The sequence below is a fragment of the Verrucosispora sp. WMMA2121 genome, from assembly GCF_027460185.1.
Classification (GTDB): Bacteria; Actinomycetota; Actinomycetes; order Mycobacteriales; family Micromonosporaceae; genus Micromonospora; species Micromonospora palythoicola.
Window position 1 is genome coordinate 1446214 of sequence record NZ_JAPZBH010000004.1, and the last position, 14707, is coordinate 1460920.

At 73.5% G+C, this 14707-nt stretch carries 14 protein-coding genes; 7 read left to right on the plus strand and 7 right to left on the minus strand.

The features are described from left to right. The first annotated feature begins 2 nt into the window (after positions 1-2). Both O7605_RS07410 and O7605_RS07415 read left to right on the plus strand, forming a co-directional pair. Positions 3-518 carry a hypothetical protein gene (locus O7605_RS07410; RefSeq protein WP_269738475.1) on the plus strand — a complete coding sequence of 172 codons (516 nt, stop codon included), beginning with the start codon at positions 3-5 and terminating at the stop codon, positions 516-518. A 35-nt stretch (positions 519-553) separates the two neighbouring features. Continuing rightward, positions 554-2938, plus strand: coding sequence for an AAA family ATPase (locus O7605_RS07415; protein WP_269738476.1), 2385 nt, complete (start codon positions 554-556; stop codon positions 2936-2938). A 9-nt stretch (positions 2939-2947) separates the two neighbouring features. Here the strand turns inward: O7605_RS07415 and O7605_RS07420 are convergent, their stop codons facing one another. The 6 genes from O7605_RS07420 to O7605_RS07445 all read right to left on the minus strand — a co-directional run bounded on the left by O7605_RS07420 (position 2948) and on the right by O7605_RS07445 (position 8129). Further along, on the minus strand, positions 2948-3454 hold the full coding sequence (locus O7605_RS07420) for a GNAT family N-acetyltransferase (protein ID WP_269738477.1): 507 nt from the start codon (positions 3452-3454) through the stop codon (positions 2948-2950). A 104-nt stretch (positions 3455-3558) separates the two neighbouring features. Continuing rightward, entirely contained in the window at positions 3559-4401 is an 843-nt protein-coding gene (locus O7605_RS07425; protein WP_443083902.1) for a hypothetical protein, read from the minus strand. A 174-nt stretch (positions 4402-4575) separates the two neighbouring features. Next, a complete protein-coding gene (locus O7605_RS07430; RefSeq protein WP_443083883.1) occupies positions 4576-5022 on the minus strand; it encodes a DUF3263 domain-containing protein in 447 nt (148 codons plus the stop codon). Between the two features lie 148 nt (positions 5023-5170). Beyond that, positions 5171-6184 carry an ABC transporter permease subunit gene (locus O7605_RS07435; protein WP_269738480.1) on the minus strand — a complete coding sequence of 338 codons (1014 nt, stop codon included), beginning with the start codon at positions 6182-6184 and terminating at the stop codon, positions 5171-5173. Beyond that, positions 6181-7191, minus strand: a complete 1011-nt coding sequence (locus tag O7605_RS07440) for an ATP-binding cassette domain-containing protein (RefSeq protein WP_269738481.1) — start codon at positions 7189-7191, stop codon at positions 6181-6183. The genes O7605_RS07435 and O7605_RS07440 overlap by 4 nt, the downstream gene beginning before the upstream one ends. A gap of 152 nt (positions 7192-7343) precedes the next feature. After that, the gene (locus O7605_RS07445) at positions 7344-8129 is read right to left on the minus strand and encodes a DeoR/GlpR family DNA-binding transcription regulator (protein WP_269738482.1); all 786 of its coding nucleotides are present in this window, start codon (positions 8127-8129) and stop codon (positions 7344-7346) included. 195 nt (positions 8130-8324) lie between these two features. Here O7605_RS07445 and O7605_RS07450 point away from each other — a divergent pair, with 195 nt between their 5' ends. The 3 genes from O7605_RS07450 to nagA are packed head-to-tail and all read left to right on the plus strand — an operon-like array spanning position 8325 to position 11370. Continuing rightward, a complete protein-coding gene (locus O7605_RS07450) occupies positions 8325-9254 on the plus strand; it encodes an SIS domain-containing protein (protein WP_269738483.1) in 930 nt (309 codons plus the stop codon). A 41-nt stretch (positions 9255-9295) separates the two neighbouring features. Beyond that, positions 9296-10264: an ROK family protein gene (locus O7605_RS07455; RefSeq protein ID WP_443083903.1), complete on the plus strand. Its 969-nt coding sequence runs from the start codon at positions 9296-9298 to the stop codon at positions 10262-10264. Beyond that, a complete protein-coding gene (gene nagA, locus O7605_RS07460; protein WP_269738485.1) occupies positions 10261-11370 on the plus strand; it encodes an N-acetylglucosamine-6-phosphate deacetylase in 1110 nt (369 codons plus the stop codon). Before O7605_RS07455 ends, nagA begins: the two co-directional genes overlap by 4 nt. 16 nt (positions 11371-11386) lie before the next feature. Here the strand turns inward: nagA and O7605_RS07465 are convergent, their stop codons facing one another. Further along, positions 11387-12595, minus strand: coding sequence for a DUF4032 domain-containing protein (locus O7605_RS07465; RefSeq protein ID WP_269738486.1), 1209 nt, complete (start codon positions 12593-12595; stop codon positions 11387-11389). Between the two features lie 103 nt (positions 12596-12698). Here O7605_RS07465 and O7605_RS07470 point away from each other — a divergent pair, with 103 nt between their 5' ends. Both O7605_RS07470 and O7605_RS07475 read left to right on the plus strand, forming a co-directional pair. After that, the gene (locus O7605_RS07470; RefSeq protein ID WP_269738487.1) at positions 12699-13460 is read left to right on the plus strand and encodes a phosphatase PAP2 family protein; all 762 of its coding nucleotides are present in this window, start codon (positions 12699-12701) and stop codon (positions 13458-13460) included. Positions 13461-13469: 9 nt separating this feature from the next. Beyond that, positions 13470-14702, plus strand: coding sequence for an APC family permease (locus O7605_RS07475; RefSeq protein WP_269738488.1), 1233 nt, complete (start codon positions 13470-13472; stop codon positions 14700-14702). Positions 14703-14707: the final 5 nt, after the last annotated feature.

Below are 14707 nucleotides of genomic sequence, written 5' to 3' on the forward strand. Positions count from 1 at the left end.
GGATGAGAGGCGGACTGGACGAGACTCTGGCCCGGATGCGTCGACGTGAGGAGGCGCTGCGCCGACGGGCCGCGGATCCGACCGTGCCGGCCGACGAACAGCCCGGCCCGGAGCCGGGCCACGATTCCGGCCCCGGTTGGGGCCGGACCGACAGCCGCAACGCGGGGCCCGGCTGGGCGGGTCTGCACGAACCGGCCCACGAGGCACCGCCACGGCATCCGGTGGAGGACGTGGCCGAGGCGCTGCGCGCGGCCGTCGCCGCGCACCCGGGGGCGTCCGTCGCCGCTCGGGTCGAGCACGACGGGCAGGCGTACGACCTGCGGGTGTCCTGGGTCGACCGGGAGGTCACGGTCAGCGGACAGCCCGCCGCGCCGCCACCGTCCTGGCCGCTGTCGGTGAAGACCGTGCCCGGCTGGTCCGCCGCGCAGGACGGGCTCAGCGACGACCCGGCGGCCCGGCTGGCCGAGCTGATCCGCCGGGATCCGTCCCTGCTCACCGGGGAGGAGCCGGCGGGCTGACCGGACGACGGGTGAGCAGGCGCTAGGGTCGGGCGGTGGGCGAACCCGAGCTGACCCTGATCGCGAGCCTGCGGCCGGCCGCACTGGACGCCCGGCGGGGCATCGTCCGGCTGCACCCGGAGGCGCTCACCGCCCTCGCGCTGCGCCCGGGTGACCCGGTCCGGCTGGCCGGCCGACGGGTCACCGCCGGCCTGGTCGCGGCGGCCGACGGCACGGCCAGCGCGGCGCTGCTGCTCGCCGACGACCTGATGCTGGGCAACCTCGGCGTACGTGACGGCGGTCAGGTGCGACTCAGCCCGGCTCCGGTCGCCCCGGCCCGCCGGGTGCTGCTCACCGGGCCGGCCGAGGTCGTCGCGGTGGTCTCCCCGGAGATGCTGCGGCTGGCGCTGCTCGGCAAGGTGCTGACCACCGGCGACGACGTCTCCCTGCTGCCGCAGGACGTGCTGCCGGACGCCTCGACCCGCACCCTGGTCGAGGCGGCCCGGCGCAGTCTCGCCACCCGGGTCGGCTACGCCTGGACCAGCACCCTGCTGCGGGTGCTGGCCGCCGAGCCGGATCCGGGCGCGCTGGTCACCATGGACACCCTCGTCGGCTGGGAGCACGGCCCGCAGACCCACGGTGGCGCCGGTACCGGCTCGGTCGCTCCCAGCCCGGCCGGAACGAACCGACCGGGCTTCGGCGGGACCGGGGTCACCGGGACCGCGGGCGGCCGGCCGACGGGCACCGGGACGGTGGCCGGCGGCGGGAGCGCGGCCGGTCCCGACGGCAGCAGTGCGTGGACCGCCGGGCGTGCCGGCGAGGCCGGACGGCAGACCGACAGCGGCGGGCGAGCCGGGACCGCCCGGACGGACGACCTGGACGTGCCGTCGGTGGACGAGCTGCCGGGCCTGCGCGCCCAGGCCGAGGAACTGACCGAGCTGCTCGACCTCGGTTTCCACCATCGGGAGGTGCTCAGCCGGCTGGGCACCACCGTGTCGCTCGGGGTGCTGGTGAGTGGTCCGGCCGGCTCCGGCAAGGCGGCCCTGGTCCGGGCGGTGGCCGCCCAGGTCGGTGCCCGGGTGCATCCGCTCTGGGCACCGGAGGTCGCGGCGTTGACGAACGACTCGGCGGCGGCCCGGCTGCGGGCGCTGACGGCCAAGGCGCTGGCCGGCGGGCCGGCCGTGCTGCTGGTCACCGACGTGGAGGCGCTGGCCCCGGCGGAGGCGCCCGGACCGGTGGCGACCGTGTTCCGGCGATGCGTGGCCCAGCTCGTACAAGCCGGCGCGGCGGTGGTCGGCACCAGCAGCCGGCCGGAGGCGGTCGACCCGGCCCTGCGCTCGCCCGACCTGCTCTCGTTGCGGATCGACGTGCCGCTGCCCGACGCCGCCCTGCGCCGGGAGCAGCTGACCGTGCTGACCCGCCCGGTGCCGCTCGCCGACGACGTACGGCTGGACGAGGTCGCCGCGCGTACCCCCGGTTTCGTCGCCGCCGACCTGGCCGCGCTGGTCCGTGAGGCCGGCGTACGCGCGGCGCTGCGGCAGAAGTCGGCGCAGACGCCCACGGTGCTGATGGCGGACTTCACCGCCGCCCTGGAGGTGGTGCGGCCGACCAGCATGGCCGCCGCCACCCTCGAACTGGCCCGGGTCACCCTGGACGACGTCGGTGATCTGGCGGAGGTCAAGCAGACGCTCACCGAGTCGGTGCTGTGGCCGTTGACCTACCCGGACACCTTCGCCCGGCTCGGCGTGCAACCGCCACGTGGGGTGCTGCTCTACGGTCCGCCGGGCTGTGGCAAGACCTATCTGGTGACCGCGCTGGCCGGGACCGGCCGGGCGAACGTGCTGTCGGTCAAGGGCGCGGAGCTGCTGTCCAAGTGGGTCGGGGAGAGCGAACGCGCGGTACGGGAGCTGTTCCGCCGGGCCCGGGAGGCCGCCCCGACGCTGGTCTTCCTCGACGAGGTGGACGCCCTCGCCCCGGTACGCGGCCAGGCCACCGACGGTGGAACCGCCGACCGGGTGGTGGCCGCCCTGCTCACCGAGCTGGACGGGGTGGAGGCGCTGCGCAACGTCGTGGTGGTCGGTGCGACGAACCGTCCCGACCTGGTCGACCCGGCGCTGTTGCGTCCGGGTCGGCTGGAACGGCTGGTGTACGTGCCGCCGCCGGACGCCGAGGCGCGGGCGGAGATCCTGCGGGCCGCCGCGCGCAACGTGCCGCTCGCCGAGGGCGTCGACCTGCCCGCCCTCGGCACGGAGCTGGACGGGTTCTCGGCCGCCGACTGCGCGGCGCTGGTCCGCGAGGCCGCGCTGGCCGCGATGCGGGAGTCGCTGACCGCCTCCACGGTCACCGCCGAGCACGTCGCGGCGGCCCGGTCGCGGGTCCGCCCGTCTTTGGACCCGGCCCAGGTCGCCTGGCTCGCCGCTTACGCCGAACAGCGCGGCTGAGCACGTCGGTCAGCAGGCGGCGGCGTCGTCCAGCGAGATCTCGGCGTACACCCGGTCGTCGGCCTCGCGCAGCTTCGCGCCACACTTCTCCAGCACGGACAGCGCGCCACGGTTCTCCGGCGCGGTGTCCGCCACCACGGTCCGCATGCCGGCCGCCGCGGCAAGGTGCAGCAGTTCCCGCAACGCTGCCGCGCCGATGCCCTGGCCACGGGCCGACCGGCCGAGCCACATGCCGACCTCGGCGACACCGGGCTCGTCCCGTCGGCTCATCCGGATCATGCCGACCACCTCGCCACCCGCCACGATCGCGTACATCGCGCTACGGGTGGGCGCGTCCAGCCCGCCGAAGCTGGCCCGGTGGAACTCCCGGAACGCCTCCCGTCGCGCGTTCGACCAGCCGGCCGGCGCCTCCACCGGCGGCATCACGTCGGCCGGCTCCGCCTCGGCCACCGCCACCGAGAGCAACGGTTCGAGGTTCCGCTCGTCCACCGGCTCCAACCGGACCGCACCAGTCACGTGCCGCAGTCTTCCGCGCCCGGCGCCGCGCGTCCACCCGGTTCGGAGACGACCGGTCCCTCTGGCGGAGCGGACCGACCGGTCGGGTCGAATCACCTCCCGGGTCACGCTCCGCGATCGTCCGGCCGGGCGAACTCGCAGTACACGGCGGAGGCGTCGTCGGCGGCCTTGTGCCGGCGCCGTCGGTCGGGATGGTCCCGTTCGGCGGCACGGACCCGGTCGATCAGCCCGTCCGGGCCCTCCGCCGCCACCACGTCCAACAGGCCGGACCAGTCGAGCAGCCCGAATTCCTCGACGACGGCGGAGGCACCGTCGGAGAGCAGCACGGCGCGACGCAACACCTCGGGCCCGTACCGGGGCACCGTGCCCACCACCGCGTGATAGGCGGCGTCGGGATCGGCGGCGGCGACCCAGTAGCCGTGGGTGCGGTTCATCCGCTCCCGCTGCGCGATGACGGCACGCCGGAAGCGGGTGGCCCAGTCGGTCGAATCGGGCAGCAGGTCGGCGTTTTTCCGTAGGTCGGCCGCCGAGCTGGCCAGTCGGTCGTCGACCACCACGTCGACGCGACCGCCGGTGTCGAGCACCAGCGGACTGTCACAGAGCACCAGGTAGTCGACCTGGTCGCCGCCGTCGCGGAGCAGGCACACCGTGCTCGACGGGGTGCCGGGGTGGTCGAGGTCGCACTGCTCGCCATGGTCGGCACGGACCGCGAGGATCGCCGCCGCCAGGTTGCTCACCAGCGTCGCGGCCGGACGGGCGGCCTCCGCCAGGCCGAGCCGGGCGGCCAGGTGCCGGACGTACCACTGCGGCCCGTGCACGCAGCCGGTGTCGAAGCCCTCCGGCACGGTGGCCCCGTCGAGCACCCCCACCAGCGGCCCGAACCGGAACACCAGGTCCTCGTTGACCGCCCGGCCGGGTGGCGGGGCGGACGCGGATCGCACCCGCATGTCGGGGGCGGTACCGACCACCGCACCCCGGCGGCGCTCGTCCGAGGCCGCTTCGGGCACGCCGGTCTCCGGATGCGCCGTTCGTCCCGGCTGCCTAGGCCCCCCGCCGCTCATTCGCCACCCCCGCGCCCCGGCTACCCATCGAGCACCGGACGACACGTCGAGATCGCAGGCCTAACGGCGGCGGTTGCGGGCCCGGGAGGCGCGCAACCGCACCAGCCGGCCCACCAGCACCGGGTCGGCGGCCAGCGCCGCCGGGTTGTCCAGCAGCGCGTTCAACAGCTGGTAGTAGCGGGTGGCCGAGAGCCCGAACCGGTCCCGGATGGCCTGCTCCTTGGCACCGGCGTGCCGCCACCACTGCCGCTCGAAGGCGAGCATCTCCAGTTCGCGTTCGTCGAGCCCGCCAGCCGGGGACGCTGCTCCGCCCGCATCCGCATCCGACCTCGTCGGTGGTTCCTCGGCGTCCGTCGACACGGCGGCCTGGGACGACGCGGGGTCGCAGGGGTGGTCCTGCGACGTCGACTCGACCTCGGGGGCGGACCTCGGCGGTGGCACCGTGACGGCGTCCGGACCGGTCTGCGCTGCCGGGGTGGCGTCGGCGGGCTGCATCGTGCTCCTCATCCGGGGGCGGCCGGCACGGCTGGGCCAACCTGGCCCATCAGCCTAACGAGGGCCACCACCTGCCGCATCCCGCCGACCGGTGGGCCATCGCGACAAGGAGGGGCAGTGGCGGACCGCCCCCGGCGAGGTCGGTCCGCCACCGGCCGACTCAGGTGATGTCGCGTCGCCGCATCGTCCACAGCGCCGCGCCGAGGAACAGCACGATCCCGACGGTGAAAAGCACCGACGAGTGCTGCCAGGTGATGTCCAGCGTGGCCGGCTGGCACTCGCCGGTGTAGGTGGCGTTGCACGCCTGCCAGTCCTGGAGCGTGACCTTCTTGGTCATCCAGGCGATGGCGTAGGTGGGCAGCAGCCAGGCCTCGGGGAAACGCACCTGCGCCATGGAGAGCAGGATGCCGAGCCCGATCTGGCCGACCACCATGACCGCGATCGCCCCGCCGAGCGCCATCGCGGTGTGCCGGCCGAGCGAGGCCAGGGCGAAGCCCACCGTCGCCGCGACCAGTGCCAGCACGATGCCGCGCAAACCACCGATGAGGAACGACTGCCAGGTCCCCGAGGTCATCCCCTCGGTGGTGCCGCGCAGGTTGGCGACCAGCCACATGCTGCCGAACCAGGCCGCCGTGGCGGGCAGCGCCAGCGCAAGCAGCCCGGTGAGCAGTGCGCCCAACTTGGTCAGCAGGACGGTCAGCCGCTTCGGCCGCCAGAGCAACAGGTTCATCATCCCGCCGGTGTTCCACTCGGCGCCCACGAACGAGGCACCGACCACGAACCCGACCATTCCCAGGATCCCGGCGAGCGGGATCAGCATCTCGCCGAAGCTCTTCCGGAAGTCGAAGGTCGAGGGCAGGAACCACTGTTCCTCGATCGACTCCCGAGGCGGTGGCGTGATCTCGGCACAGTCGGCCGGGTAGTAGTCGACGTTCTCACCCGCCGCCTTCGCCCGCTCGCAGTTCGCACGTTCCTGCTCGGCCCAGCGCACCTGCTCCTGATGCTGCCGGTCGGCGGCCTGCCGCGCCTCGGCGAACTGGTCCGGGCCGATCTTCTGGTTGCTCAGGAACATGCCCACCGCCACCAGGACCAGCACCAGCAGGCCACCGGCGGTCATCCAGCGGGCGAAGCGCCGCTTGGCCAGCCGGCGTAGTTCGGTACGGAAGAGACTCACGCGCCCCAACCTCCTCCGGCGGGTGCGGACGGCGCCGTCCCGTCGACTCGTACGGACTGGTCGACCTGCCGGTGCTGGCCGGGTACCGGCGCGGTGGCGGTCAGTTCGAGGAAGACGCTCTCCAGATCGACCGCGATCGGCGCGAGTTCGCTGACGTAGAGGCCCTGCTCGGCCAGAAGTCGGGTGACCGTGGCGGGCTTGTCCACCCCGGCGAGCATCAGATGATCGTCGTTGGCGGTGACCCGTACCCCGGCCCGGGTCAGTGCGGTGGCGGCGACCGGAAGGTCGGTGACCGCCTCCAGCCGCACCCGGACCGCGCCGGACGAGTGCTGGGCCAGCACCTCGTCGACCGGGCCGAAGGCGACCCGCCGACCCAACGAGATGATGGTGACCGAGTCGCAGATCAGTTGGATCTCGCCGAGGATGTGGCTGGACAGGACCACCGTCATGCCGGCCTCGGAGAGGTTGCGCATGAGCGTGCGCATCTCCCGGATGCCGCCCGGGTCGAGGCCGTTGGCGGGCTCGTCCAGGATCAGCAGTCGCGGGTTCTTGAGCAGCGCCGAGGCGACCGCCAACCGCTGCTTCATGCCGAGCGAGTACGTCTTGACCCGCTCACCGGCCCGGTCGCGCAGGCCGACCAGCTCCAGCACCTCGTCCACCCGCTGCTCGGGCAGGTCACCGGCGCCGGCCAGCAGCGACAGCGTGTCCCGTGCGGTGAAGTGCGGAAAGAACTGCGGGCTCTCCACGATCGCGCCGACCTGCGGTGCGACCTGGTCCAGCCGGTCGGGCACCTCGTGACCGAGGATCGCCATCCGGCCGCCGTCCGGCCGGATCAGGCCGAGCAGCGTACGCAGCGTGGTGGTCTTGCCCGACCCGTTGGGGCCGAGGAAGCCGTGTACCTGGCCCGCCTCGACCCGCATGTCGAAGCCGTCCAGGGCGTTGCGGGTGCCACGGCGTCGACTTCGGTACGTCTTTCGTAGACCTTCGATTTCCAGGACAGCTGGCAAGCTGCACCTCCCCCGTTGGTGTGTGGGCGACGACGACACCATACGCGGTATGCAGCCGCAGGCAATACCCGGTATGCAGCGCCACGCCGAGAACAGGGATTTCGATACCGTGAGCGTCGACGGCGCGACGCGACGTCAGCCGTCCGGGACGCTCAGGCGCAGATGACGTGCACCCCGGCCGCCCGGAAGGCGTCGACCACCTCGGCGGCGGCCCCGGAGTCGGTGACCAGCGTCTCGACCCGGTCGACCGGGCAGATCCGGGCGAAGGCGTGACCGCCGAGCTTGGACGAGTCCGCGATGATCACCACCCGCTTGGCCCGCGCCACCATGAGGTTGTTCATCGCCGCCTCGCCCTCGTGGTGGGCGGCGGCACCGAGGAGCGGATCGATGGCGTCCACCCCGAGCAGCGCCACGTCCAGCGTGACCTCACGCAGCAGCGCCCCGCCGAGCGGGCCGACCAGTTCGAAGGACTTCGGCCGCACCACGCCGCCGGCCACCACGACCTTCATCCGGGACCGGACGAGCAACTCGTTGGCGATGTTCAGCGCGTTGGTGACCACGGTCAACTGGGCACCGTCGGCGTTGGTGTTGAGATCCGGGCGCACCGCCAGCGCCCGGGCCACCTCGGTACTCGTGGTGCCGCCGTTGAGGCCGACCACCGTGCCCGGGGAGACCAGCGCCGCCGCCGCCGCGCCGATCCGCTGCTTCTCCGCCGAGTGCTTGGCCGTCTTGTAGCGCAGTGGCAGGTCGTACGAGACGCCGTTGGCGACCGCACCACCCCGGGTACGCGTGATCATCTGCTGCTGCGCGAGTTGGTCGAAGTCCCGGCGGATGGTCGCCTGGGAGACGTCCAGCCGCTCGGCGGCCTCCTCCACGGTGACCCGGCCCGAGTCGGTGAGCATTTCGAGCAGGGCGTTCCATCTCGCGTAGCGGTCCACCCCGGGCCTCCCGTGTCTGCACGATCGGTGCTTGGTTGCGTGCACACTAGTGCTCGAAACTACGAAGACGCAAAAACCAGCTCTGCTCGATCGCGTCCCCGGTTGCCATTTCCGATGGGTTTCACGCAGAATGACGCGCGAAAGACGGGATTAGCGAGCCGTAATGCGCAAGGCTCCGGCCTGCGAGGAGTTCTCATGGCGTACGTCCACGCGGAGATCGCGAGCCAGCCGGACTGCTGGCGCCAGGCGAGCGAACTGGCTCCGGCGATGCTCGACCGCCTCCCGCGCCCCGGTGAGCGGGTCGCCGTCGTCGGTTGCGGCACGTCCTGGTTCATGGCCATGGCGTACGCGGCCCGCCGCGAGGCCGCCGGCCAGGGCGAGACCGACGCCTTCCAGGCCAGCGAGTTCCCCGTCGGCCGCCACTACGACCGGTTGTTGGCGATCACCCGCTCCGGCACCACCACCGAGGTGCTGGAGCTGATCGCCGCACTGCACGGCCGGATCCCGACCACGGTGCTGGTGGGCGACCCCGACTCACCGGTGGTGGAGACCGCCGACGCCGCCGTCACCATGCCGTTCGCCGACGAACGCTCAGTGGTGCAGACCCGCTTCGCCACCACCGCGTTGGCGCTGCTCCGCGCCCACCTCGGCGACAACATGGACGCCCTCGCCGCCGACGCGGAGGTCGCCGTCCGGGCCCCGCTGCCGATCGATCCGAGCCTGATCGAACAGGTCACCTTCCTCGGTCGCGGCTGGACCATCGGGCTGGCCCAGGAGGCCGCGTTGAAGTGCCGCGAGGCGGCCACCTTCTGGGCCGAGGCGTACCCCGCGATGGACTACCGGCACGGCCCCATCTCGGTGGCCGCCCCCGGCCGGCTGGTCTGGGCCTTCGGCGAGCTGCCCGACGGGCTGCCGGAGGACGTCGCCGCCACCGGCGCGTCCTTCGCACACAGCCGCACCCACGGCTACCGCACGGTGCTCGGCCGGTGGGCCGCCGGGCGTACCCCGGTCGACCCGATGGCCGACCTGATCCTGGCGCAGCGCTTCGCCGTCGCGCTGGCCACCAGTCGCGGCCTCGACCCCGACGCGCCCCGGCACCTGAGTCGCTCCGTGGTACTCACGTGACCGAAGAGGTTGCCGTCGCGCTCGACGTGGGTGGCACCGGGATGAAGTGCGCGTTGGTCGGCGTGGACGGGGTCGTGCGGCACGCCGAACGACACCCCACCGACGCCGGGCGCGGTCCCGACGCCGTGGTCGAGACGATCCTGTCGGTGGCCGAGGGACTCGCCGGCAAGGCGTACGCGGACGGGCTCACGCCGACCGCGCTCGGCATCGTGGTGCCGGGGGTCGTGGACGAGGCACGCGGCGTGGCGGTCTGGTCAGCCAACGTCGGCTTCCGGGACGTACCCCTGCGCGACCTGGCGGCCGCGCGGCTCGGCCTGCCCACGGCGCTCGGCCACGACGTACGTGCCGGCGGCCTCGCCGAGGCCCGGTTGGGCGCCGGCCGGGACACCGGGCACGTGCTCTTCGTCGCGATCGGCACCGGTATCGCCGCCGCGCACGTGGTGGCCGGCCGGGCCGTCACCGGTGCGCACGGCGCCGCCGGGGAACTCGGTCACATCCTGGTCCGTCCCGACGGACCGGTCTGCGGCTGCGGACGGCCAGGCTGCCTGGAGGCCGTCGCCTCCGCGTCGGCTGTCGCCCGTCGCTACGCCGAACTCACCGGGACCGGCACGGCCGGCGACACCGGCACGGCCACGACCCGGCGCACCGGCAGCGCGTCGGACGACGGGTCCGCCGCCGGGTCGGGCCGGGGACGGACCATGGTGACCGCCGCCGAGGTGGCCGCCCGGGCGGACGCCGGCGAGAAGGTGGCCGCCCAGGTCTGGCGGGAGACGGTCGAGGCACTGGCCGACGGCCTCGCCACCGCCCAGGCCCTGTTCGACGTGGCGACCATCGTCCTGGGCGGCGGCCTCGCCCAGGCCGGCGCCGGGCTGTTCGACCCGCTGCGTGCCGCGCTGCGGGACCGGCTCACCTTCCACCGGGAGCCGCGACTGGTCCCGGCCGTCCTCGGCGACGAGGCGGGCTGCCTCGGTGCCGCCCTGCTCGCCCTCGACCAGATGGAGACGCCATGACCGTACGGGTGAACGGCAAGGTGGTGACCCCCGGCGGGGTGATCTCGCAGGGCTGCGTCGAGGTCAAGGGCGACCGGATCAGTGCGGTCGCGGAGTACCCGTCGGTGCGCGACGGGCACTGGATCGTGCCCGGCTTCGTGGACATCCACAGTCATGGCGGCGGCGGGCACACCTTCACCACCGGCGACGCCGATCAGGCCCGGGCCGCGGCCGCGTTCCACCTGGGGCACGGCACCACCAGCCTGGTGGCCAGCCTGGTCAGCTCACCGTTCGAGCTGATGCGCTCGGCCACCGCCGCCTTCGCGCCGCTGGTGCGCGAGGGCGTGCTGGCCGGCATCCACTTCGAGGGACCGTACCTGTCCGCCGCCCGGTGCGGCGCACAGAACCCGGAGTTCCTGCGGGATCCCGCCACCGACGAGCTGACCGAGCTCATCAAGATCGGTGACGGCGCGCTCCGGATGGTCACCCTCGCCCCCGAGCGGCCGGGCGCGCTGGAGGCGGTGGAACTGCTCACCCGGCACGGGGTGGTCGTCGCCGTCGGACACACCGACGGCACGTACGAGCAGACCCGCGCCGCCGTGGCGGCAGGCGCGACAGTCGGCACCCACCTGTTCAACGGGATGCGACCGGTGCACCACCGCGAGCCCGGTCCCGTGGTGGCGCTGCTGACCGCGCCGAACGTGATCTGCGAGCTGATCGCCGACGGGGTGCACCTGCACGAGGGAACGCTCACCTTCGCCACCTCGAACGCCGGACCGGAACGCTGCGCCCTGGTCACCGACGCGATGGCCGCCGCCGGCATGCCGGACGGCGAGTACGAGCTGGGCGGCCAGGCGGTCACCGTGGCCGACGGGGTGGCCCGGCTCGCCCGGGACGGGGCGATCGCGGGGAGCACGCTGACCATGGACGTGGCGCTGCGCAGCGCGGTCGCCGCGGGTGCCTCGGTTCCCGACGCGGTGCGCATGGCGTCCACCACGCCGGCCCTGGCCCTCGGCCTCGGCGACCAGGTGGGCACCCTCCAGGCCGGGCTCCGCGCCGACCTGGTGGTGCTCAACGACGACCTGGAGATCGTCCGGGTGATGCGGGCCGGCACCTGGGTGGAGTGACCCGGCAGCCGCCGGGTCAGCCCGTCGAGATCTCCACGCCGAGAACGGCCTGTTCGTCGGGGCGGTGCACCAGCACGTCCGACAGGAACGACTGCACCGCGTGGCGCATCCCCACGTCCCGGCCGGCCTGCTCGGAGAGCAGCCACTTGTGCTCGATGATCTGGGCGAACAGCTCCTGCGGCTCCAGCTTGCGCCGCAGGTGCGCGGGTACCGCCCGGACCACCGGCTCGAAGACCTCGGTCAGCCAACGGTGCGCGGCCTGCTGCTCGTCGGTCAGGTCGCTCTCCGCCCGGTACGCGTCGAGGTCGTTGAGCAGCTTGCGGGCCTGGTTCTCCTCGGCGTCCAGCCCGGTGAGGCGGAGCAGCCGACGGTGGTGGTACCCGGCGTCGACGACCTTCGGCCGGATGAGGTAACGACCGTTGTCGATGCTCGACATGGCCACCTCCGCCACATCGAAGCCCAGCTCGTTGAGCCGGCGGATGCGCCCCTCTATGTCGTGCCGGGCCGCGCGCTCGACCTGCTGCTCATAGGTGATCTCGTGCCAGAGCCGCTCGTAGCGCTGCACCACCTCCTCGCAGACCACCTCCGGGTCGATCGAGTCGTGCAGCAGGCCGGCCGCCTGAAGGTCGAGCGCCTCGCCGAAGATGTTGACCCGGGCGATCTCCAGGTCCTCGCCACGCTGACCGTTGGAGAGCACGCTGCGCAGCGCGCCGGTCTCGGCGTCGACCAGGTACGCGGCGAAGGCACCCGCGTCCCGCCGGAACAGCGTGTTCGACAGCGAGCAGTCGCCCCAGAAGAAGCCGGTCAGATGCATCCGGACCAGCAGCGCGGCGAGCGCGTCGAGCAGCCGCCCCATCGTCGGTGGCCGCAGCGTGTGGGAGAACAGCGCGCGGTACGGCAGGGAGAACTGGAGGTGGCGGGTGATCAGCACCGGGTCCAGCGGCTCACCCGCGTCGGACTCCCGGTCGGCGACGATCGCCACCGCCTTGACCGACGGGAAGTCGATCCGTTCCAGGGCACGCAGCAGGTCGTACTCCCGCTCGGCCACCCGCTCGCCGGTCTCCTTGACCGCGTAGACGTGCCCGCCCAACTGCACGAACCGCACCACGTGCCGAGAGATGCCCTGGGGCAGCGCGACCAGGTGCTCGGCCGGCCACTGCTCCAACGGGGTCGACCAGGGCAGGTCGAGCAACGCCGGGTCGACGAGGGCCGAGGTGATCCGCACGGCGTCAAGTTTGACGTTTCCGCCGCCGGAACGCCTCCCTTCGTGGCTCGGCCCACAGTCGCCGGCCGTCGGGAGCACCGTGCGGGCCGGTAGCGTGATCGGGGTGCGGGAGACGACACCGGTACGCCGGAGCATCGGCCTGGCACCGGTACGCCCGGCCGGCTGGTGGTTCGACGCCGTCCTGCTGGCGGGGTTCGGGGCGCTGACCGCCGCGCTCGCCCGCGGCCAACTGCTCGATCTCGACCTCGCCGTCAGCGAGTGGGCCTTCACCCACGACCCGGCCCCGCTGTACTGGACCGCCCGGGCGTTCAACCTGCTCGGTCAGGGCGGCGGCCTGCTGCTGCCGCTCTCCGGCGCGCTGGCGGTGGCGGTGGCCTGGCGGCGACGGACGATCCGGCCGTTCCTGCTGGTCGCGGGTGCCCTCCTGGTCACCATGGTGACCATCGGTCCGCTCAAGCTCTGGACCGACCGGGCGGCACCCACCGCCTCGGTCAAGGAACCGTTCCTGCCTCCCGAGGAGGCCGTGCAGGTCTTCAACCACCTGCCGGCCGGCGCCTACTCGATGTCCTACCCGTCCGGACACGTGGCCAACGCGATCGTCTGGTACGGCGTGATCGCCCTGCTGCTGGTGTCGCTGACCGTCGGTCGGCTGCCGGCCGGCCTGTACCGGCTGGTGCGGTACGCGCCGCCGGGGATCCTGCTGGTCACCACCACCTACCTCAACTTCCACTGGCTCACCGACGGGCTGGCCGCCCTGCTGCTGGGGCTGCTGCTGGACCGGCTGCTGCACCGGGTGCCCTGGGACGACCTGCCGCTACCCGGCCGCCTCCGGCAGTGGGACGGGCCGTTCATCCGGTACCGGTAGGGTGCCGCCGTGGACCGACTCACGCGCCGGCTGGGCGTGCCGGACGCCGTCGTCATCGGTCTCGGTTCGATGCTCGGCGCGGGCATCTTCGTGGTCTTCGCTCCCGCCGCGGCGGCGGCCGGTGGCACCGGCCTGCTTGTCGCCCTGGCCCTGGCCGGGTTCATCGCGTTCTGCAACGCGACAAGCTCCGCCCGGCTGGCCGCCCGCTATCCCGAGTCCGGCGGCACCTACGTCTACGGTCGGGAGCGGTTGAACCCGTTCGCCGGGTTTCTCGCCGGCTGGGGTTTCGTGATCGGCAAGACGGCCAGCTGCGCGGCGATGGCACTGACCATCGGGGCGTACCTCTGGCCGGGGCAGGCCCGGCTCGTCGCGGTGCTGGCGGTGGTCGCGGTGACGGCGGTGAACCTGCGCGGCATCGGCAAGACCGCCGCCGCCACCCGGATCCTGGTGGTCCTGGTGCTCGCCGTGCTCGCGCTCGTCGCGGTGGCCGGCGCGACGAGCATCTCCGTCGACCGGATCGACCAGCCCGGCGGCACCGTCCGGGGTGTGTTGACCGCTGCCGGGCTGCTCTTCTTCGCCTTCGCCGGATACGCCCGGATCGCCACCCTCGGCGAGGAGGTACGCGATCCGCAGCGCACCATTCCCCGGGCGGTGCCGTTGGCGCTCGGTCTGGTGCTGGTGATCTACCTGATCCTGGGGGTGGTCGCCGTCGGCGTGCTCGGCGCGGACCGGCTGGCCGCCTCCGCCGCTCCCCTGGCCGACGTGGTGGGCGCGGCCGGACTGCCCGGCCTGGAGTGGGTGGTCCGGGCCGGCGCGACCGTCGCGGTGACCGGGGTGCTGCTCTCCCTGCTGGCCGGGGTGGGCCGCACCGCGCTGGCAATGGCCCGTCGGCGGGACCTGCCGGCCGGGCTGGCCGCGGTGCACCCCCGGCACCGGGTGCCGCACCGGGCCGAGCTGGCGGTGGCCGCCGTGGTGATCCTGGTCGTGGTGCTCGGCGACGTGCGCGGGGCGATCGGCTTCTCCGCCTGCACGGTGCTCGTCTACTACGCCATCACCAACGCCGCGGCGTTGACCCTGGGACGGGAGCCGGAGCGGAAGCTGCCGGTGCAGGCACTCGCCGTGGCGGGACTGGTCGGCTGCGTGCTGCTCGCCGTCAACCTGCCGCTGTCCAGCGTGCTCGCCGGCTTCGGCGTGCTCGCCCTCGGCGCCGCCTGGTACGCGATCCGGTCAGCCCACCGCTGACCGGG

Excerpts from the sequence above, each read along its gene's own strand:
- O7605_RS07410 (WP_269738475.1), top strand. The coding sequence starts at position 3 with ATGAGAGGCGGACTGGACGAGACTCTGGCCCGGATGCGTCGACGTGAG.
- O7605_RS07425 (WP_443083902.1), bottom strand. The coding sequence starts at position 4,401 with ATGCGGGTGCGATCCGCGTCCGCCCCGCCACCCGGCCGGGCGGTCAAC.
- O7605_RS07430 (WP_443083883.1), bottom strand. The coding sequence starts at position 5,022 with ATGAGGAGCACGATGCAGCCCGCCGACGCCACCCCGGCAGCGCAGACC.
- O7605_RS07450 (WP_269738483.1), top strand. The coding sequence starts at position 8,325 with ATGGCGTACGTCCACGCGGAGATCGCGAGCCAGCCGGACTGCTGGCGC.
- O7605_RS07455 (WP_443083903.1), top strand. The coding sequence starts at position 9,296 with ATGAAGTGCGCGTTGGTCGGCGTGGACGGGGTCGTGCGGCACGCCGAA.
- nagA (WP_269738485.1), top strand. The coding sequence starts at position 10,261 with ATGACCGTACGGGTGAACGGCAAGGTGGTGACCCCCGGCGGGGTGATC.